Genomic DNA, 283 nt, shown 5'->3' on the forward strand with positions numbered 1-283 from the left:
CGAAAGGTTTTGTGCAACAGTCCATCTCATTTGCATCTGAACAATGCCTATTTTCACTCTGTACTCCTTTAGCGTTATAACGCCCAATTAAGGGGTGAATGCCGCATAAACCAAGTTTCCGCAGACCGCTTTCACCACCAAAAATCACCGCATACCAAAAATGCCACGCGGCATGAATCCCTCTTGAACGCCTTGTTATGCTTAAGCTTCAATGGGTTACGTTTTTCTGGAAACAAGATTAGGTTCATCCGGAAAATCGATACCTGAATGGCTTTTCGTAGAG

General features: G+C 43.8%; 1 pseudogene. It reads right to left on the reverse strand.

The features are described from left to right. Positions 1 to 76: 76 nt before the first annotated feature. A pseudogene (locus UF06_RS27460) lies at positions 77 to 199 on the reverse strand (DUF3265 domain-containing protein); the annotation flags it as partial. Positions 200 to 283: the final 84 nt, after the last annotated feature.

The organism is Vibrio sp. S234-5, from assembly GCF_000960595.1.
Taxonomy (GTDB): domain Bacteria; phylum Pseudomonadota; class Gammaproteobacteria; order Enterobacterales; family Vibrionaceae; genus Vibrio.